The organism is Sphingobium chungbukense (genome assembly GCF_001005725.1).
Classification (GTDB): Bacteria; Pseudomonadota; Alphaproteobacteria; order Sphingomonadales; family Sphingomonadaceae; genus Sphingobium; species Sphingobium chungbukense.
This window is the reverse complement of the sequence record NZ_LBIC01000005.1, coordinates 91523-110199: the sequence shown is the minus strand read 5'-3', so window position 1 is coordinate 110199 and position 18677 is coordinate 91523. Positions and strand designations below refer to the sequence as shown.

11 protein-coding genes and 1 pseudogene are annotated in these 18677 nt (G+C 63.3%); 6 read left to right on the top strand and 6 right to left on the bottom strand.

What is annotated here, in order from left to right:
• Positions 1-97: 97 nt before the first annotated feature.
• The 4 genes and pseudogenes from YP76_RS11610 to YP76_RS11600 form a co-directional block, all read right to left on the bottom strand.
• Positions 98-4888: an autotransporter domain-containing protein gene (locus YP76_RS11610; protein WP_084733123.1), complete on the bottom strand. Its 4791-nt coding sequence runs from the start codon at positions 4886-4888 to the stop codon at positions 98-100.
• A gap of 84 nt (positions 4889-4972) precedes the next feature.
• The gene (locus YP76_RS27785) at positions 4973-5188 is read right to left on the bottom strand and encodes a hypothetical protein (RefSeq protein ID WP_157035761.1); all 216 of its coding nucleotides are present in this window, start codon (positions 5186-5188) and stop codon (positions 4973-4975) included.
• Between the two features lie 100 nt (positions 5189-5288).
• A pseudogene (locus YP76_RS11605) lies at positions 5289-6124 on the bottom strand (TIGR00266 family protein).
• Positions 6125-6222: 98 nt separating this feature from the next.
• Positions 6223-6909 (bottom strand): CDP-alcohol phosphatidyltransferase family protein, encoded by a 687-nt coding sequence (locus YP76_RS11600; RefSeq protein WP_046763770.1) that lies wholly within the window; start codon positions 6907-6909, stop codon positions 6223-6225.
• Between the two features lie 197 nt (positions 6910-7106).
• Here YP76_RS11600 and YP76_RS11595 point away from each other — a divergent pair, with 197 nt between their 5' ends.
• On the top strand, positions 7107-8354 hold the full coding sequence (locus YP76_RS11595) for an MgtC/SapB family protein (protein WP_046763769.1): 1248 nt from the start codon (positions 7107-7109) through the stop codon (positions 8352-8354).
• Between the two features lie 94 nt (positions 8355-8448).
• Here YP76_RS11595 and YP76_RS11590 read toward each other — a convergent pair whose 3' ends face one another.
• On the bottom strand, positions 8449-9738 hold the full coding sequence (locus YP76_RS11590; protein ID WP_046763768.1) for a dihydrolipoamide acetyltransferase family protein: 1290 nt from the start codon (positions 9736-9738) through the stop codon (positions 8449-8451).
• Positions 9728-12079 (bottom strand): transketolase, encoded by a 2352-nt coding sequence (locus YP76_RS11585; RefSeq protein ID WP_046763767.1) that lies wholly within the window; start codon positions 12077-12079, stop codon positions 9728-9730. Before YP76_RS11585 ends, YP76_RS11590 begins: the two co-directional genes overlap by 11 nt.
• Positions 12080-12213: 134 nt before the next feature.
• On the opposite strand from YP76_RS11585, the gene YP76_RS11580 reads away from it, so the two are divergent.
• From YP76_RS11580 to YP76_RS11560, 5 genes are all read left to right on the top strand, one after another.
• Complete coding sequence (locus tag YP76_RS11580; RefSeq protein WP_046764082.1) at positions 12214-12675, top strand: Lrp/AsnC family transcriptional regulator; 462 nt, start codon at positions 12214-12216, stop codon at positions 12673-12675.
• Positions 12676-13047: 372 nt separating this feature from the next.
• Complete coding sequence (locus YP76_RS11575; RefSeq protein ID WP_052757389.1) at positions 13048-13743, top strand: tetratricopeptide repeat protein; 696 nt, start codon at positions 13048-13050, stop codon at positions 13741-13743.
• Positions 13740-16538, top strand: a complete 2799-nt coding sequence (locus YP76_RS26620; RefSeq protein ID WP_198147471.1) for a response regulator — start codon at positions 13740-13742, stop codon at positions 16536-16538. Before YP76_RS11575 ends, YP76_RS26620 begins: the two co-directional genes overlap by 4 nt.
• The gene (locus YP76_RS11565) at positions 16535-16912 is read left to right on the top strand and encodes an Hpt domain-containing protein (RefSeq protein ID WP_046763766.1); all 378 of its coding nucleotides are present in this window, start codon (positions 16535-16537) and stop codon (positions 16910-16912) included. Before YP76_RS26620 ends, YP76_RS11565 begins: the two co-directional genes overlap by 4 nt.
• Before the next feature lie 29 nt (positions 16913-16941).
• Positions 16942-18591 carry a Glu/Leu/Phe/Val dehydrogenase dimerization domain-containing protein gene (locus YP76_RS11560; protein WP_046763765.1) on the top strand — a complete coding sequence of 550 codons (1650 nt, stop codon included), beginning with the start codon at positions 16942-16944 and terminating at the stop codon, positions 18589-18591.
• Positions 18592-18677 lie beyond the last annotated feature (86 nt).

Genomic DNA, 18677 nt, shown 5'->3' with positions numbered 1-18677 from the left:
GGAATACCGGCGCGTTGCGGAAGGGGATCAGGGGTGCCGGCCTTGCGACCGGCGCCCCCTGTGGATTTGGGTGACGCCCCCGACGCGCTCCGATGCGTCAGAAATCGAAACGGACGCCCAGGTTGACATTATGGCTGCGCGTGCCGCCGAACTCACCCTGATAGGCGCCGTAGAGGCTGAAGCCCGGAGCCACATCGTAGCGCGCGCCGGCACCGGCGGTCGCCATCGTCTCCTTGCGGCCGGCGCCCAAGACCGTGAAGCGTTCGGCATTGCCGACGAACCCGGCACTGGCGGCGGAAAGCTCGCCCTCAAGCTGGTGACGCACGCCGGCCTGTGCCCAGGGATGGAAACGGTCGCCCTCGCCGACGCCGCCCTCGAACTTGAGGCCGCCGTCGATGAAGGTGGCATGGGTCTTGGCGCGATCGATGGCGAGTGCGAGGGCGGCGCTGCCGGTTTCAGTGGCGCGTCCACGGCGGGTCGAGACGTGGGTGATGCCGACTTCCGGCCGAACCGCCCAGCTACCCATGGGGAAGCTGTAGCCGACCGAACCGTCCAGCACGAGGCTGCGCAGGCGATAGTCGTTCGATGCGACCGTCGCGCCTGGAACGGCGCGGCGGGTGCTGCCCTCGCTCCAGTCGTAGGCCATCGTCACCGCCGCGTCGAAACCGCCGCTGGTGACGCGACCGGTCAGACCGGCAACCACGCCGTCCGCATCGGTACGCGCGCCCAGCGCCTTGACGGTCTGACGGCTGTCGACATAGCCGACGAACCCACCGACCGATGCCGCCGCCGAACCAAAGCCGATGCCGCCCAGCACGCCATAGCTGTGGCTCTTGGCCGTGGAACTACCCAGGACCGCATTGCCCTTCAGCGTGCGCCAGTTCCCCAGGCTCTGCGCAAAGGTGAACGGGCCCGCCGTGTCGCGCCGGGTTGCGGCGAGGCCGGAGCGGCCGGCCTTCGCAATGGCCAGTCCCTGTTCCACACCGAGCTGCGAGGCGCTGGCATAAGCTTCCGCTGTAAGCTGGCCGAAGGCCGCCGCATTTGCCGTGCTGCCGCTGAGCAATGTGGGCACGGCATTGATCAGCGCCGTGCCGGCGGTGCCGGCGACCAACAGGCCGTTGACATAATTGATCGCGGCGTTGGCCTGAACGTTGGTGCCCGCGGGCGCCACGAAAGTACCGAGCAGTTGCAGCCTCGATGCATTGTAACGCAGCACACCGACGATGCCGGGATCGCGGTTGACGATGTCGAACTCGCCAGTGATCGTGCCGCCGCCGTTGACGATGATGAGGTCGCGCGATGCGCCGGGGGTGAGCGAGCCGGTCAGGTTCAGCACCGTATTGTCGCCGATCGCCACCGATCCGCCATTGACGATGATCTGGTCGCTCTGGCCCACGGGCACGAACTCGAAGGTCGTGGTGGTGCCGTTGCCGATCGCGAGATTGCCGTTGATCGTCATGATCGCGGGCGAAGCGCCGGGCGACAGCGTGCCGCCATTGCCGATCGTGACGTTGCCGCTGACCGTTCCGGCGGTGCCGAAGGTGCCGCCGCTCGCCACGTCGACCGATCCGGTCAGGGTCGATCCGGCCAGACCGATCAGGCGGCCACCGGTGACATTGACCTGGTTGACGTCGAGATCGCCGGTGAAGCTGTTCACGCCCGCGGCGTTGTTCACTTCTTCAAAGCCGGTGAAGTTGGACCCGTTGATCGTGGTCTGCGATTCATAGGTGCTGCCCGTATTGAAGGCGAGCGTATCGGATCCCCCGCCCGCGGCCACCGTGCCGCCGAAGCTGCCGCCCGTGCCGATCGTCACCGTGTCGGCGCCTGCGCCCAGATCGACATTGCCGGAGATCGCACCCGTGTTGGTCAGACTGTCCGCGCCGCTTCCGGCGAGGATATTGCCATTGATCGTGCCACCCTGGTTGCTGATGCTGTTGTTGCCGGGACCGGTGATGATGTTTCCGGTGACGGAGCCACCGCTCGCATTGCTGAAGACATTGTCGCCTGCACCCAGATCGACATTGCCGATCACTTCGCCACTGTTTGCGATCGTGACGCTTTCACTTCCGCCGCTGATGGCTGTTTCGCCCGGGGCCACGACGATGCTCGATCCCTGGGTCAGGTTGAGCGGGCCACCGCTGGATACCTGAACCGTCTGCTGGACCACGACCTGACCCGTGCCGATGATCTTCTCGATCTCGAAATTGGTGAACAGCTGACGGAGGGCCGGATCGATCGAACCGGTGTAGGTCGTTCCGGTGATGTCGAACGAAAGCGTGTCTTCCCCTGCGCCGCCGTCGACCGTTCCGTTCAACACCGCCGAAGCGAGGAGATGGGTGAAGCTGTCATCGCCATCGCCCATCCGCACCGTTCCGGTGATGGTGCCTGCGTTGACGATGGTGTCATTGCCTTCACGCATGTAGATGTCGCCGGTGATCCGGCCGGCATTGTCGATGCGGTCATCGCCGGCATTGAGGTCAATCGACCCGATGATCACGCCCGTCGCGGTGTTCGTCACATGGTCGGTCGAGGGCAGGAAGCCGCTGTCGTCATCAAGCTGATCACCGCTCGTATGGATCGCGCCGGCAAGATAGCGGTTGGGCTGGCCGATCGCATTGTCGACGACGATGCCGGGATTGGCCGAATAATCGCTGCCCGCGCCGCCCCGGATGGTGCCCGCGTTGACGATATTGACGGTCTTCGCGGACACGCCGATCGCGGTCGCCATGCCGCCGTCGACGGCGTTGGGAATGGCATTATATGCCAACAGTCCCGTGGGAGGCGTAGGGATGATCATGCTGGCGAAGCCCGATACCTCTATCAGGCCGCCTTCGCGGTTTTCGATGGTGACCGTACCTGCGCCGCTGCTTTCCTGGTCGATCCCGACGGCGGCGATCTGGTTGACGAAGAATTCGGTGCTGCCGGGGTTCAATATTCCCATCGGGAAGCCGGTGGCGCCTCCGGTCGCCTTGATCGTGCCACTGTTGACCAGGCGCACAGTCGAGTCCGCCAACGGAGTACCCGGCTCATCGCCGTCGCCCGCTTCGATCTCGATGAGAAGGCCCGATCCGCCCCGGTCCTGGCCGATGATGCTGCCGCTATTGTTGAAGGTCAGGCTTTGGCTGACGTCCGTATCCGATTCGATGTCGAACGCGGCAACGCCGCCGAAGAATGGAACATTGCCCGGCTCGATGGGAAGCTCGGTTCGTGTCACGGTGCCGCTATTGTCGAATGTCGCCACCCGGTTCCCGATTTCCACCTCGGCGGCGCCGTCGATCGCGCCTGTGTTGGTGAACGCGAAATTTTCAGCGGGGATACGGATGATATCCTCGTCCTCCGGCCCGTCATCCTGCAAAAGGCCGGTTTCGATGTACAGCGCAGTGCCGCCTTCCCGCGCCGAAGCCGCGATGCGGCCATGATTGGCGAAGCTCAGATTCTGTGCCGCGACGCCGGCGTAGAAGCCGTCCAGGATTTCGCCGCTCGCGCTGTTGACGATCGTCGCGGCATCGGCGTTGAATTCGTCATTGGCGTTGGGCAGCACGAGGTCCAGCTCGCCCACCTTCAGCGTCAGGCCGCGCTGGAAATGTCCGTTGGCATCAATCCCGGCGATCGAACCGCTGTTGGTGAAGGAGAAGACCCGCGCCGCCACGTTGGCATCCAGGCCGCCGATGATGCTGCCGCTATTCTCGATTTTCGCATCCGCCAGTTCAGTGGTTTCCAACGCCTGGCGGATACGGATGGCCGCGTTCACGCCCTCGTCGAATTCGCGTTCGATATTGGCGAAGGCTGGACGCGCGCCGTTGAAGTCCATCTCGATGGTGCCGGCGTTGCGGAAGACGAAATCCTCGCCCGCGGAGGTCGTGATGACCGATCCCATTCCGCTCGTCGCCAGGTTGATCTCGTCATTGTTGACGAAGGTCGCGGCCGCGATCCTTATGTCGCCGTTGATCGTCCCTTCATTGGTGAAGCTGGTCAGGGCATCGCCATAGGTCGGCGTATAAAGCGGAACGGTGCCGGGCTGCACATTGGCGCGCTGGAAAGTCGCGAAACGTTGTTGGTAGTAGCTGATCGCAGCCGGGACGACGGTCACGCCGGGCGGATACAGGCCCGCAGTGTTGAGGAGGTTGATCGTGCCGCCGTTCACGACATTGCCGTTGCCCATGAGGGTGATCGTCGTGCCCTGCCCGGTCAATGTCAGCGTGGTCGCATCGCCCCGCGCCTCGAAACCCTCGATCTCGAACGTGGCCGGCAAGGCCCGAGCACCCAATTCCAGCGACTGCGACTGGCTGTAGCTGCGGGTATAGATGTCGATGCCGCCGCCGGCCGATAGGGTTCCGGTGACGCCGTCATCCTCGCCCCGCTGGATGAAATTGGCGGTGCTGAATGCGGTGCCGAGTTGCAGGTTGCCGTTCAGCGTGCCGCCGTCCGAAATATAATAATAGAGCGCGCCCGCCAGCGGCGACTGGGGCGATACAGGGGTGGGCTCGACATAGGAAACATCGCCATTGATCGTGCCGGCATTTGTCACGTTGAAGCTGAGCAAGGGAATACCGGTCCTTGCGGGTGCGATGATGGCGCTCGTCCCCCCATCGATCACGCCGCCCGCTGCGTTGTTCACCGACAATATGACTGCCAGACCGGCGCGGATGGCCGGGTCCCCCGCAATGGTTCCGCTGTTGTTCACCACGGTGGCGGTGCCCAGCGTTCCGGTGATCGGCCCGATCGAGCCGGTATTGCTGATGATACAGAGCGGACCCGCACTCCCATCCGGACAGGTCGTTGTCGGGGCCTGCTGCGCGAAGGAACTGCCGGCGCCGAGCGCCAGCACGCTCACGCCAATACCAAGCCCCAGACGAATAGGTGAACGCGTAGACTTCCGCCCGATCATGATATTCCCTCCCGACAAATATGCGGCAGGGTTAGTCGGGTCGAGCAGTCGTTCGCATCCCCCGATTAGGGTATGAGCGATCAATCAATCGATATGTTGCATTTTTGCACAGGCATAATCAGCCATGTCTTCACGGCGAGGCCAACCTATATTTCCAAGCTGGACTATTCCGATGTTGCCGCCTGGCCACGGAGCAACAATCTCCATCAAAATAGGATTGGGCACTTTGCCCGCTTGCCGGCTTGGCGTCTTCCAGTGCGGGGGTTCAGCAGGATCATCGCACATATCCCGTCCGCCCATCGGCCATGCCCTCGAACGCCGTCTGGCGCCCGATGCCACAACACGATCCTGTAAAGCGCGTTAATTCCGATGAAATCCCCAGAGCAACGGGACTCTCGACCTAATTGTTACCGCCAATCAGATCTCCCAAACCGCCCAGGACGGAGCCTTCGCCGCGATTCTGTCCGCCCCGGCTTCCGGCAGCCGCCAGCATCCGACCCGCAAGCCGGGAGAAGGGCAAGACTGGATCCACACTTTGCCGGGCCCGGTCAGGCGCGCGAAAAACAGACCTTCACCGCCGAACAGGATGCTTCGCACACCCCCCGCCCGCTCCAGATCGAAATCGACCGTATCGGTGTAGGCGGCGACGCAGCCCGTATCGACATGCAATTGCTCCCCCGGCGCCAGTTCGCGTTCGACGATCGTTCCGCCCATCTGGACGAAGACCCAGCCATCGCCTTCCAGCTTCTGCATGATGAAGCCTTCGCCGCCGAACAGTCCGGTCATGATCCGCTGCTGAAAATGGACGCCGATCGAGACGCCCTTCGCGGCGGCCAGAAAACTGTCCTTCTGGCAGATCAGCCGGCCGCCATATTGGTCGAGACGGATGGGCAGGATCGCGCCGGGCGTGGGCGAGGCGAAGGCGACCCGCGCCTTGCCATGGCCATTATGCGTGAACACGGTCGTGAACAGGCTCTCGCCGGTGACCAGACGCTTGCCCGCGCCCAGCAGCTTGCCCATGAAGCCGCCGTCGCTGCCGCCGCTGCCGTCACCGAAAACGGTGGTCATGCCGACCACCGCATCCTTCCAGACCAATGCCCCTGCCTCCGCAACCGCGCTTTCACCCGGATCGAGTTCGATTTCGAGGAATTGCAGTTCCTGCCCCTTGATCTCGAAATCGATGTCATCCGCGATGCCGGGCTGACGATGATGCTGCCATGGGCTGGGGTTCGGCATTGTCGGGCTCCTGAAGTTCGGAAGGCCGTTCATAACCGTTCCGGATCATGTTCGGCTAGCCCGCTTCGCGCTTGCATGCAGCCGGCGGCACGTCGCCCCTATCGTTGCCCCGCCTCTATCCTGGCCAGGCGCCGTCCGGTGACCAGCGTCTGGATGATGAACAGGATGATGAGAATGGCGCCGACCGTTCCCACGAATATGTCGAATCCCGACCAGGCCCCGAACAGGCCGGGGCCGGAACCCAGTTGCATCATCATGGCGGTCAAGGTCATCAGCATCAGGCGAAGCTCGGTCGGACCGGCGGAAAGATAGGAAAGCTTGAATTCCCCAAGGACCCGGGCGGAAAGATAGGCGTGGATCGACAGCAGCAGATAGCCCGCCAGCGCGATCATGGCGACGTCCATCGTCACGAACGGACTGAGACCCATCCCCGCCAGGATCAGCAGAACGACCAGACCGTCGCAGCTATGATCGATGAAATAGCCATAGGAAGGCCGCTCTATATGGCGATAGCGAGCGAGGCTCCCGTCCATCGAGTCACCGAACCATTGCACGGTATAGCCCATGATCGCGAGGAGGAGCCATGCGGAGCCGTAATTGCTCGCCGCATAGCCCGCAAAGGTCATGAAGGCGCCGATCACACCCAACAGGGTCAGCAAGTCCGGTGTCACCCATGCGGGCATCCGGCCGCAAAACCAGGTCAGGAGCCTCCGTTCGGCCTTGGCGAGATAATTTTGCTGGATTCTATCCAGTTGGGCCGGAGCGGGATGTAATGGATTTGTCATATGCTCTTATGGGGCAAGTGCCGCGCAAGAGCAACGCCGGCCACTGGTCGATCGGGGGCGTCCGATGGAACGGGGCACAGCGGCAGGCATGAAATGTGCCGACAGGACAGACCGCAAAAGAGTGCCCACCCAAGAAGGTTGATTGTGGTTTATACCTATGCCGTCGTCACGACAGCAGGCATAGGCATGCAAAGCCCATGACCGACATTGCCCAACCCTATCTGTCCATGATCGCCTCCATCGCGGTCGGATTGCTCGTGGGGCTGGAGCGCGGCTGGACACAGCGGGATCTGGGCAAGGGCCACAGGGTCGCGGGTTTTCGAACCTTCGGCCTGATCGGATTGCTGGGCGGTATCGGCGGATTGGCGCCCGACACCGTCGCTGCCTCTCTCTGCCTGGGAGTCGTGGCTGTCCTGGCGATCGGCTATGCGCGCAGCGCCCATCCGGAGAATCTGTCCGCCACAACGACGCTCGCCGGCCTGCTGACCTTCGGCGCGAGTTTCTGTGCCACGAGGGTGTCGCCCGCGCTGGGTCTTGCAACGGGCGCGGCGACCTTTGCGATCCTGAGCGCGCGGCAATCGATGCACGCCCTGCTCAGGGGCATGGACGAAAGCGAAATCGAGGGCGTGTCCCGCTTCCTGCTGGTCGCACTCGTCATCCTGCCACTGCTGCCGGACGCCGCCTACGGCCCCTTTGATGCGTGGAACCCTCGCAAGATATGGATGGTGGTCGTATTCGTGACCGGCCTGTCCTTTTCAGGCTATGCCATTTCCAGACGCTTCGGCCGCGACCGGGGAATATTGGTGGTGGCCCTGACGGGCGCCATCGTCTCCTCCACGGCCGTGACGGCGGATTATGCCCGTCGCCTGCGCGACGAACCGGAGGCCCGGGAAATATTGTCGGCGGGCATCGCGGTCGCGTCCATCGTCATGTTCGTGCGGGTTCAGCTCGTTGCACTCGCCCTCATCCCACGCGCCGTTCCCACGCTGGCGCTGACCATGGCTCCTGCGACGCTGGTTGCCGTGATATTCGCCCTGATCGCCTGGCGACGCCATGGCAAAGGTGGCGACGGCATGGAGATTTCCAATCCGCTCGGCTTTGCGCCTGCGCTCATGCTGGCGGCTCTGGTAGCAGGATTGTCGCTTGCCGCACGATGGGCGCTGGCGCGTTTCGGCGAGCAAGGCATGGCCGTCATTCTGACCCTGACCGGCATATCCGACGTCGATGCCGCGGTCATGACCATGGCTGGACTGCCGCCCGACCTGCTGGACAATCGTAGCGCAGGCCTCATTCTGGGGAGCGCTGTCCTGGCCAATACGCTGGCCAAGGCGGTGATGACCGTGGTCATCGGATGGCGTCACGGCGGCGGCAGGGCCGCCATGCCGCTTGTCGCCGCGGTGACCGCAGCCGCCGCCAGTCTGGCCGGTTGGATGGCGTTGGGCTGATCCTGCTTTTGCCCCCCCGGTGGGCCGGATCATCCACCCGCATCAGTCGACGGAGCCAGAAATGGCGATGGATTCAGCTTCTTCCCTTCGCCTCTCAGCTCATGACAAGCATCGGGGTTTCGACGAAGGTTCGAAACGCGGCTATGAACCGGGCTGCGATGGCACCGTCGATGGCGCGATGATCGAAGCTGCCCGTGGCCGCGACGACGGTCGCGAGCGCCAGTTCCCCATCGACCTTCCATGGTTGTTCGACAGCGGCGCCGATCCCCAGAATCAGCGCCTGGGGTGGATTGATCACAGGAAACATCTCATCGATGCCGAACATGCCGAGATTGGAGATTGAAGCGGTTCCTCCCTGATAGTCCTCGGGTTGGAGATGGCCCGCACGCGCCTTGACCGCGAGCCCCTTGCTCGCCTGGGCGATCGCGGACAGCGACAATGCGGACACATCTCGAATGACCGGGGTGATGAGGCCGCCGTCGATCGCGACCGCCATCGCAATGTCGACCCGGCCGAAGCGATGGAGGTCGTCGCCCCCATATTGCACATTCGCGTCGGGCACCTCGACGAGCGCCAACGCCATCGCCTTCATGAGCAAATCGTTGACGCTCAATTTGATCCCCCGGGCTGCAAGGCCGGCGTTGAGTTCCTCACGCAGCCTGAGGAGTGGATCGATGTTGCATCGGACGGTGAGATAGAAATGAGGGATCGTCCGCTTCGCCTCGGTCAGCCGGCGCGCGATCGTCCGCCGCATCGCGCTCAGCTTGACGGTTTCGACGGGCACGCCCGCAGGGGGCGGCACGATGCCCGTCCCTGCGTCCGCAGCGCCGCCCGGGCGCAGCGATGAGGGGGCAGGGACGACCAGCGGCGCAACAGGAAGGTCGGCCCGGACGATCCTGCCGTTGGGGCCCGATCCGACGATGCCTTCAAGATCCATACCCTTCGCATCAGCGATGCGTTGTGCCAATGGACTGACCTTGAGGCGGCCCGATGGCGACGGACGCCTGGGGGACGCGCTCACGGACGGCGGCGCGTCGACGAGCAAGACGCCCTCCCCCATCGGCACCGGGATCGGTTCGGGATCAACGGGCGCCGCGTCCTCGTCCATCGCTTGGACAACGGTCGCCGTATCGGCGCGTTCATCGGCGGCGGCGAGCAGAGCAATCACCGTTCCGACGGCGACATCATCCGTCCCCGCCGCAATGACGAGAGTGGTTATGCGGCCCTCATCGACGGCTTCCAACTCCATCGTCGCCTTGTCGGTCTCGATCTCGGCAATGAGATCGCCCGGCTTGATGCTATCGCCCTCAGACACCAGCCACTTCGCCAGATTGCCTTTCTCCATCGTCGGCGACAGCGCCGGCATCCTGAGTTCAATTGCCATCTGAGTTCCTCAAAAAGAGTTCGGCGGCAGCCTCCACGATCGCGTCGGCATCCAGCCTGTATGTACGGTACAGGTCAGGTAGATCTCCGGTCTGACCAAAACGGTCGGTTCCCAGCGGACTGACCCGCATGCCAAGTACACCGCCGAGCCAGGAAAGCGCAGAAGGCGAGCCATCCAGAACGGTGATCAGGCCCGCACCCGGCGCCAGCGCGGACAACAGCTTCTCGGCATGGCAGGGCTGGCTTGCGCCACCCGACCAGCGGGCTGCGCATCGCGCCGACCAGCCACGATGCAGCAGATCGGGCGACGTCACGTTGAGCAGGCCGATCCCCGGAATGTCGTCGGCCAATTGTTCCCAAGCGGCCAGTGCCTCGGGTGCGACCACCCCGCTGAAGACGATGGCGGCCTCGGCGCCCGCCGCCGGCTTGCGAAGCCAATAGCCACCTTGCAGCGCGTCTGCCTGCCACGCATCGTCCTCGCGCTCGACCTGCTGGATCGAACGCGTCGAAAGCCGAAGGTATACGGAGGAGCCGTCAGGGCGCTGCATATGCTCGAAGGCCCAACGCATCATCAGGGCGAGTTCGTCGGCAAATGCCGGATCGAAATAAGCGAGATTGGGCTGTCCCATGCCGATCAGCGGCGTATTGATCGACTGATGCGCGCCGCCCTCGGCCGCCAGCGTCATGCCCGACGGCGTCCCGACAAGCAGGAAGCGTGAGTCCTGATAGCAACCATAGTTCAGCGCATCGAGACCACGCGAAACGAACGGATCATAGACGGTGCCCACGGGAATGAGGCGCGTACCGAAATGAGGCGCCGCCAATCCAAGCGAGGCGAGCAGGAGGAAGAAATTATTCTCCGCGATGCCCAGCTCGATATGCTGACCAGCCGCATGCTGCGCCCATTTTTGCGCGGACGGGATTTTGGCCTTCTGGAAAACGTCGGCCAGTTCTTGCCGGCGAAAGATCCCGCGCTGATTGACGAATGCGCCCAGATTGGTCGTCTGGGTCACGTCCGGAGCCGTCGTGACAATGCGGTCGGCCAGTTGCTCGCCCGATTTGGCGAGATCGAGCAATATCCGGCCGAAAGCAGCCTGCGTCGACTGGTCCGCGCCTTCGGGAACAGGGATGGCAGGAACGGGCACGGCCCCCGCGGTCGGCTCCGGCGGCTTGGAAACGAAGCGCGATCGGGCGATGAACGCCTTGAGCTGCGCTGCCACATTATCGCCCTGGCCAGCCCAAGGCTCCCATTCCTCACCCTCTGCAATGCCCATGGACGATCGAAACATGTCCATTTGGGCATTGTTCATCATGCCGGAATGATTGTCCTTATGACCGGCGAGAGGCGTGCCATAACCTTTGACCGTATAGGCTATGAACAGGGTCGGCCGATCGTCGGTGGCGCTGTCGAACGCGTCCATCAGCGTCTCGATGCAATGCCCGCCAAGATTGGTCATCAGAGCCGCCAGCCCCTGATCGTCGAAGCTGTCGAGCAGCTTCGCGACATGCGGCTTGCTGCCGATGTCGTCCACAAGGCGCTGACGCCAGGCGGCGCCGCCCTGATATGTCAGAGCGGCGAATTCCGCATTCGGGCAGTTGTCGATCCATTCCTGAAGCGACTTTCCGCCCGGCCTCTGAAATGCCGCACGTTGCAGCTTGCCATATTTGAGCGTGAGGACACGCCATCCACATGTCTCGAAAATATCGTCAAACCGGCGGAACATCCGATCCGCCGTCGTGGCATCGAGCGACTGGCGGTTATAGTCCACGATCCACCAGCAGTTACGAAGGTCGTGCTTATAGCCTTCGATCAGGCACTCGTAGATATTGCCTTCGTCAAGCTCCGCATCGCCCATCAAGGCGATCATGCGGCCAGCATCTTCCTCGCGGACCTGGCCATGGGCGACAAGATAATCCTGGACCAGCGAGGAGAAGGCGGTGATGGCGACGCCCAACCCAACCGATCCCGTCGAAAAATCGACCGGAATCCTGTCCTTTGTGCGACTGGGATAGCTTTGCACGCCGCCCAGGCCGCGAAAGCGCTGGAGATGATCCAGGCTCTGGTTTCCCAACAGATAATGAATGGCGTGGAGCACCGGGCCGGCATGGGGCTTCACGGCCACTTTGTCATTCGGGCCAAGGGCGTAAAAATAAAGCGCCGCCATGATGGCCGTCATGGACGCGCAACTTGCCTGATGGCCGCCCACCTTCAGGCCATCGCGCTTGGGACGAATATGGTTCGCATTATGCACTGTCCAGGAAGCCAGCCACAGCAAGCGTCGATCGATCGCTTCCAGCGCATCAACGATATCTTGTCGATCGTTCGACAGGGCGATGGTCATGGGTGGTTCCTTTCAGCTGGAGGTCAGCTTAACCGGAATCCTCCACGCAGGTCCTTGCGAAATCAGCCGATGAATGCGACAGGATTGGCAGATTCTTTCATATCCAGATGATTTGATCGCAGGATGTTTCAATGATGCCGAGTTTGGATGAAATCGACCGGAAGCTGCTTCGGGCTTTGCAGGCCAATGGCCGCATCACCAATCAGGACCTGTCGGACCTTGTCGGCTTGTCGCCCTCCCCCTGCCTCAGGCGCTTGCGTCAACTCGAAAGTGCCGGCGTCATCTCGCATTATGCCGCGCTCGTTGATCCGGCGGCGGTCGGCTTAACGGTGACCGCCTTCGTTCGCGTCCGACTCGATCAACAGGATGACCGCCATCTGGCTGCGTTCGAAAAAGCCGTCGACGGCTTTCCGGAGGTCATGGAATGTTATCTGATGACCGGCGACGCCGACTATCAGCTGAGGATACTCGTCGAGTCCCTCAATCTGTTTGAGGACTTCCTCCGTCACAAGCTCACCAAAATCCGCGGTGTCGCCCAGGTCACCACCAGTTTTGCGTTGCGGCCGGTCGTGTATCGGACCGCCCTGCCCCTCTGAACGCGCCGGGAGGCACTGTCGTTTCCGGAGATATCCGACATATAAGGCTTCGCAATCGTCGCGCTGCCCGCCCATACATCATGCCCGGCACGCTGTCCCGCCGGCCTTTCCCGCCCGCCCCCCAGCGTCCCGTTTTGATGTGCATGCCCATCTCGTTCAGAAGGCGTTTTCCCCCGAAAAACAGCGCGCTTTTCGCGGCGGGCTGAGTTACCATGGTCCCTGGCCGTCAAACACAGTGTTCGGCCCGGCATAATATGCCGGAGAGGTGCCGCCATGCGGGGCTTGGGCATTTCATCTAGGCCCTTCGTGCAGGGGTCAGGTGCTGCGGGCATATCAACCGCAACGCTCCTCCTTTGTGTCCGGAAAACCCTGTTGGCGGGTATTTTCCTTCTGTCCGCCCCCTGCCACGCTGGCCCGTTCGAGGATGCCACCGCCGCCTATCGACGGGGCGACTATACAACCGCGCTGCGCCTCTATCAAAGCCTCGCCGATCAGGGCGACCCGCGCGCGCAGACCAATCTCGGCCGCATGTATCTTACCGGCCGCGGCACCGGCAAAAACTATCCCGAAGCGCTGAAGCTGCTACGCCGCGCCGCCGCCCTGGGTTTCGCGGACGCCCAATATAATCTCGGCGAAATCTATTTGCGCGAATGGGGCGTGGACCAGGATCTGGTGGAAGCGGCGCGATGGTACACTCGCGCCGCCGAGCAGGGCCATGTCGGCGCGCAATTCACTCTGGCGGTCCTGTACATGATCGGTCGGGGCCTTCGTGAGAGCAAGCCCAAAGCCGCCTACTGGTTCGAACGCGCCGCCGCGCAGGGCAATCCGGACGCGCAAGTCGAGTTGGGCGATATCTACGCGACGGGCCGAGGCGTCAGCCAGGACAAGGTGACTGCCTATAAATGGCTACAGCTTGCCCAGACCAACGGCCGGACCGAGCGCGTGCGCACAAAGGCGACCCAATTGCTGGACCGCCTGTCGCGCGGCATGTCGCCGGCACAGGTCGCGGAGGGCCAACGCCTTGCCCGCGAATGGCAACCCGTTCCCGCAAGGACCGGCCAGCCATGACGAGACCGAACCTCCCCCCCGACGCCAAAGGCTGGCTCGCCCGCAGTCGCCCCTATTGGTTCGCCATCCTTGTCGGGATCGTCAGCATGTGCCTGACGGTGGGGGCCTGGCGCTGGCTTTCGGCCGAGCAGGGCCGATCGATCGAGACGGAATTCACTTTGGAAGCGGAGCAGCGCGCGGAAGGGATAAAACGGCAATTTTCCTCCGAAACCAGCGTGATAAAGGCGCTACTGGGCTATTATTTGGGATCGGATGCCGTCAGCCGCAGCGAATTCGACGCCTTCACGCGTGTCTATCTGACGGGTCTGTCCAGCCTCGATACCGTCCAATGGGTTCCCCATGTCTCCGGCATGGAGCGCAGGGCCTGGGAGACCAGGGGGGCAACCGAACTCGGCAAGGATTTCCGCTTCACCCGGGTCGACCGGCACGACGCCGCCGTCCCGGCACCGCCCGGTTCGGACTATTTCCCGATCTTCTATGCGCAATCCTCGCTCGGGGATGCTGGCGGAATATTGGGCTTCGACTGGGGGTCGGACCCCTTTGCCCGTTCCGCTTTGTTGGCGGCTCGCGACAGTGGGGAGATCAACGCGGCGGCCCATGTCCGCCTGCCGCAGATGATGGACGATGATCCCCGCATCGCCGTGTTCGCGCCGGTCTATGATGGCAATGCGGACGCCATGACCGTCGACCAGCGGCGCACGCATCTCAAGGGCTTCGTGGTCGTCGTGCTGCGGATCGGCGACGTGATCCAGAACGCCATCGATCTGATGCCGCGCAAGGGGGTCGACCTTTATCTGCTCGATTCCGCCGCTCCACCATCGCAGCGCGTCCTGCTGTCGGTCCTCGCATCGGGCGAACGGACCAGGTCCGCCGCCCCCCCGACCATGACGGCGGAGATTTTCCACAGCAGCTCGCTCGTGATCGGCAACAGCGTCCTCACGATCTACAGCGCAGCCACGCCCGCTTACGGCCGCAAGCGGGGCATCGCCACGCCCCTGATCGCGCTGGCAGGCGGGATGGGCATCAGCCTGATCCTGCTCATCTATCTCATCTCCCTCGCCAACCAGCGCACCCGCATCGAGCAGGTGGTGGCCCAACGCACCGCCGAACTGCGCGGCCTCAATGTCCGGCTGGAGGAACGGACGATGCAGCTCGAATCCTCCGAGATCGAACTGCGCGCCGCAAAGGACAAGGCGGAGGAAGCGACCCGCGCCAAGAGCCAGTTTCTCGCCAATATGAGCCATGAGATCCGCACGCCGATGAACGGCGTGATCGGCGCCGCCGAATTGCTGAGCGACACGCCGCTCACCGCTTCGCAGCGCGAATATCTCTATATGGTGACGCAATCGGCCGACGCGCTGCTCCACCTCATCGACGACATTCTCGATTTCTCGAAGATCGAGGCGGGCCGTCTGGAACTGGAACATGTCGCCTTCAGCATTCGCGAGGAGCTGGCCGACACGTTGCAGGCCTTTGCCGGGCGCGCGACCGAAAAGGGGATCGAGCTGGCTTGCCATGTCGCGCTCGATGTGCCCGATGGGCTGGAGGGCGATCCGCACCGGCTGCGCCAGGTCATCATCAATCTTGTCGGCAATGCGCTGCGCTTCACCGACAAGGGTGAGGTAGTGCTGGACGTCAGCGTCGACGCGCCGGTCGAAGGTCAGGGAGCACCGGACCGGGCGCGCCTGCGCATCGCGGTCAGCGATACCGGCCCAGGCATCGCGCCGGCAAAGCAAAGGCTGATCTTCGAGGCTTTCTCGCAGGCCGACGCATCCTTCACCCGCCGCTTCGGCGGCACGGGGCTTGGGCTCACCATCGCCTCGCAATTGGTGCAGTTGATGGGCGGGCGGCTGGAACTGTCGAGCGAAGTCGGACGCGGCAGCATCTTCCATTTCACCATCCCCTTCGTCCTGTCGCGGGTCGAACCGGCCGGCCGGTCTATCGAACAGCCATCGCTGCGCGATCTGGCGGTGCTGGTGGTCGACGATAACGACACCAACCGCCGCATCCTGGACGAGATGATCCGAGGCTGGGGCATGAAGCCGCTGGCGGTCGACAGCGGCCCAAAAGCGCTCGCGGCGCTTAAGAATGCGGTCGGCATCGGCCGCCCCTTCCGGCTCGTGCTGCTGGACATGATGATGCCGAACATGGACGGCTTTGCGGTCGCGCGGGCGATCGTGCGCCGCAATGGCGCAGAGCAGCCGGCCGTCATCATGCTCTCTTCGGCACAAAAGGACGAAATGGCCCGCCGTACCGAGGCAACTGGCATTTCCGCCTTCCTGCTGAAACCCGTGCGCCAGTCCGAACTGCTGGAGGCCATTCTGGCCGTGCTGAAAGTCACGGTGGTCGAGGAAAGCGGCGAGGCCGAACCGGTGCCGGAGGACAGGCCCTCGCTCCACATATTGGTGGCGGAGGACAATGCCGTGAACCAGCGCCTCGCGCAGCGGTTGCTGGAAAAGCGTGGACATAGGGTGCAGATCGTCGGCGACGGCGCGCAAGCGGTGGAGGCCGTGAACCGGAACCGCTTCGACGTGGTACTCATGGACGTGCAGATGCCGGAGATGGACGGCTTCCAGGCCACCGCCGCCATTCGTGCGCGCGAGCGGTCGACAGGCGATCATATCCCGATCGTCGCGATGACCGCCCATGCGATGCGCGGCGACCGCGAGCGCTGCCTGGAGGCGGGGATGGACGACTATATCTCCAAACCTCTCAAGGTCGAGGATTTCTACGAGGTTGTCGAAGGGCGGATCGCCCGCGCCGGACAGCAGGAGAAGGAAAGGCGAGAGACATGAGCACGCTGATGGACTGGGCCAGGGCGCTCCAGAACGCCGATGGCAGCGAGGAGCTTCTGCTCGAACTTGCCGAAGTCTTTATCGCGGAATGCCCGGAAATGATGCGGCAGCTCCGCGCCGCGATCGACGGACGGGATATGCGCGAATTGCAGCGCACGGCCCACAGCCTCAAAGGGTCGGCGCGCATCTTCGCCGCTCCGGCCGCGACCGACGCCGCCTTCCGGCTGGAGGCGATGGGTGCGGACGGCGATCTGCGCCATGCGGACGACGCATGGGCGATCCTGCGCTTCGAGATCGACGGGCTGGTCCGCGCCCTGACCGCCAAGGTGCAGGGACAAGGTTCGAACGAAGCCAGCAACGCCCATAATTCATGAACCCGGCTTCGGCGATGGAGTAGAATGTCATGGCGAACAAGCGCATCACCGTTCTTCTGGTGGAAGATAATCCGGTCTATTCGCGCCTCATCCAGAAGCTGCTCAGCCGTTCGGACTATCCCCTGTTCGAGGTGATCCAGGTCGGCACGCTGGAAGGCGCGCTCGACCGGCTGTCGCATGGCGGTATCGATGTCGTCCTGCTCGACCTGATATTGCCCGACAGCACGGCGCTGGACACCTTCTACCGCGTCCGTGCCCATGACATGCGGACCCCGATCATCGTCCAGAGCGCGCTCGACGATATCGGCCTTGCCAGCAAGGCAGTGGAAAACGGCGCGGAGGATTATCTGCTCAAGGACAAGATCAATGGCGCCACGCTGCTCCGTTCCATCCATTATGCGATAGAACGCACCCACGCACGCGGCGCGGAATGGTCCTCCTCCATGCTGCACCTGGCCCAGCAGCAGTTTCTGAAGGCCGCCTATATCTCCGGCCTGGACGACAATATCCGGCAAAGGCTGCTCTTCCCCGAACGCGCCCAGATCGCCGCCCTACCCTTCAAGCGGGATGGCAAGGACCAGGTCGAAACCGTCTTCGCCTATCGGGTGCAGCATGTGCTGACCATGGGACCGACCAAGGGCGGGCTGCGCTACCATCCGGACGTGAGTTTAGGCGAGGTCGCCGCCCTTTCGATGTGGATGACCTGGAAATGCGCGCTGATGAAATTGCCCTTCGGCGGCGCGAAGGGCGGCGTCCGGGTGGACCCGGCGACGCTCAGCAAGGATGAACTGGAACGGCTCACCCGCCGCTATACCTCCGAATTCATCAGCCTGATCGGCCCGGACAAGGATATTCCCGCGCCCGATATGGGCACCGATGCGCAGGTCATGGCCTGGATCATGGACACCTATAGCGAGCATGTCGGCTATTCCGTGCCCTCGGTCGTGACCGGCAAGCCCGTGGTGCTGGGCGGATCGCTGGGCCGCAACGAGGCGACGGGCCGGGGCCTGGCCTATCTCGTCGGCGAAGCCTGCCGCCACATCGGCCTGAACATGAACGGCGCCACCGCCGTGGTGCAGGGCTTCGGCAATGTCGGCATGCATGCCGCCACCTTCCTCGCCGAAGCAGGGGCCAAGATCATCGGCGTCAGCGACGTCAGCGTCGCGCTGCACAATCCCAACGGCCTGCCGATCGACAAGCTCAAGGACTATGTGCGCCAGCATCGCCAGCTTTTCGGCTGTCCCCATGGGGAGATCATTCCCAGCCGCGACCTTCTGGAACTGCATTGCGACATCCTTGCCCCCTGCGCCCTACAGAACCAGATCACGGCGGCAAATTCCTCACGCATCAATTGCCGCATATTGGCGGAAGGCGCCAATGGCCCGACGACGCTGGAAGCCGACGATATGCTGGACGCACGCGGCATCATCGTGCTGCCCGATATATTGACCAATGCGGGTGGTGTCGTCGTTTCCTATTTCGAATGGGTGCAGGGCCTCCAGAACCTGACCTGGCCGCTGGAGGAGATCAACAGCCGCATGCAGGGCGTTTTGACCGATGCTCTCGCTCGCACCCTTCGCCGCTCCCAGGCGGAGAAGGTCGACATGCGTACGGCCGCGATGATCGAGGCATTGAGCCGGGTGGGCGCCGCCAACGAACTGCGTGGTCTGTTCCCCTGAACAAGGATGCCTCATGATCGCTGCGACACGCGATGATTGGCAGCCTGTCCGCCCGCTCAATGGAACCAAGCGATGAATCGACGCTT

Bases quoted from the DNA above. Each gene is read 5' to 3' on its own strand.
- YP76_RS11600 (WP_046763770.1), bottom strand. From the start codon at position 6,909: ATGACAAATCCATTACATCCCGCTCCGGCCCAACTGGATAGAATCCAG.
- YP76_RS11590 (WP_046763768.1), bottom strand. From the start codon at position 9,738: ATGGCAATTGAACTCAGGATGCCGGCGCTGTCGCCGACGATGGAGAAA.
- YP76_RS11580 (WP_046764082.1), top strand. From the start codon at position 12,214: ATGCCGAGTTTGGATGAAATCGACCGGAAGCTGCTTCGGGCTTTGCAG.
- YP76_RS11610 (WP_084733123.1), bottom strand. From the start codon at position 4,888: ATGATCGGGCGGAAGTCTACGCGTTCACCTATTCGTCTGGGGCTTGGT.
- YP76_RS11560 (WP_046763765.1), top strand. From the start codon at position 16,942: ATGGCGAACAAGCGCATCACCGTTCTTCTGGTGGAAGATAATCCGGTC.
- YP76_RS11565 (WP_046763766.1), top strand. From the start codon at position 16,535: ATGAGCACGCTGATGGACTGGGCCAGGGCGCTCCAGAACGCCGATGGC.
- YP76_RS27785 (WP_157035761.1), bottom strand. From the start codon at position 5,188: ATGGGCGGACGGGATATGTGCGATGATCCTGCTGAACCCCCGCACTGG.
- YP76_RS11595 (WP_046763769.1), top strand. From the start codon at position 7,107: ATGACCGACATTGCCCAACCCTATCTGTCCATGATCGCCTCCATCGCG.
- YP76_RS11585 (WP_046763767.1), bottom strand. From the start codon at position 12,079: ATGACCATCGCCCTGTCGAACGATCGACAAGATATCGTTGATGCGCTG.
- YP76_RS26620 (WP_198147471.1), top strand. From the start codon at position 13,740: ATGACGAGACCGAACCTCCCCCCCGACGCCAAAGGCTGGCTCGCCCGC.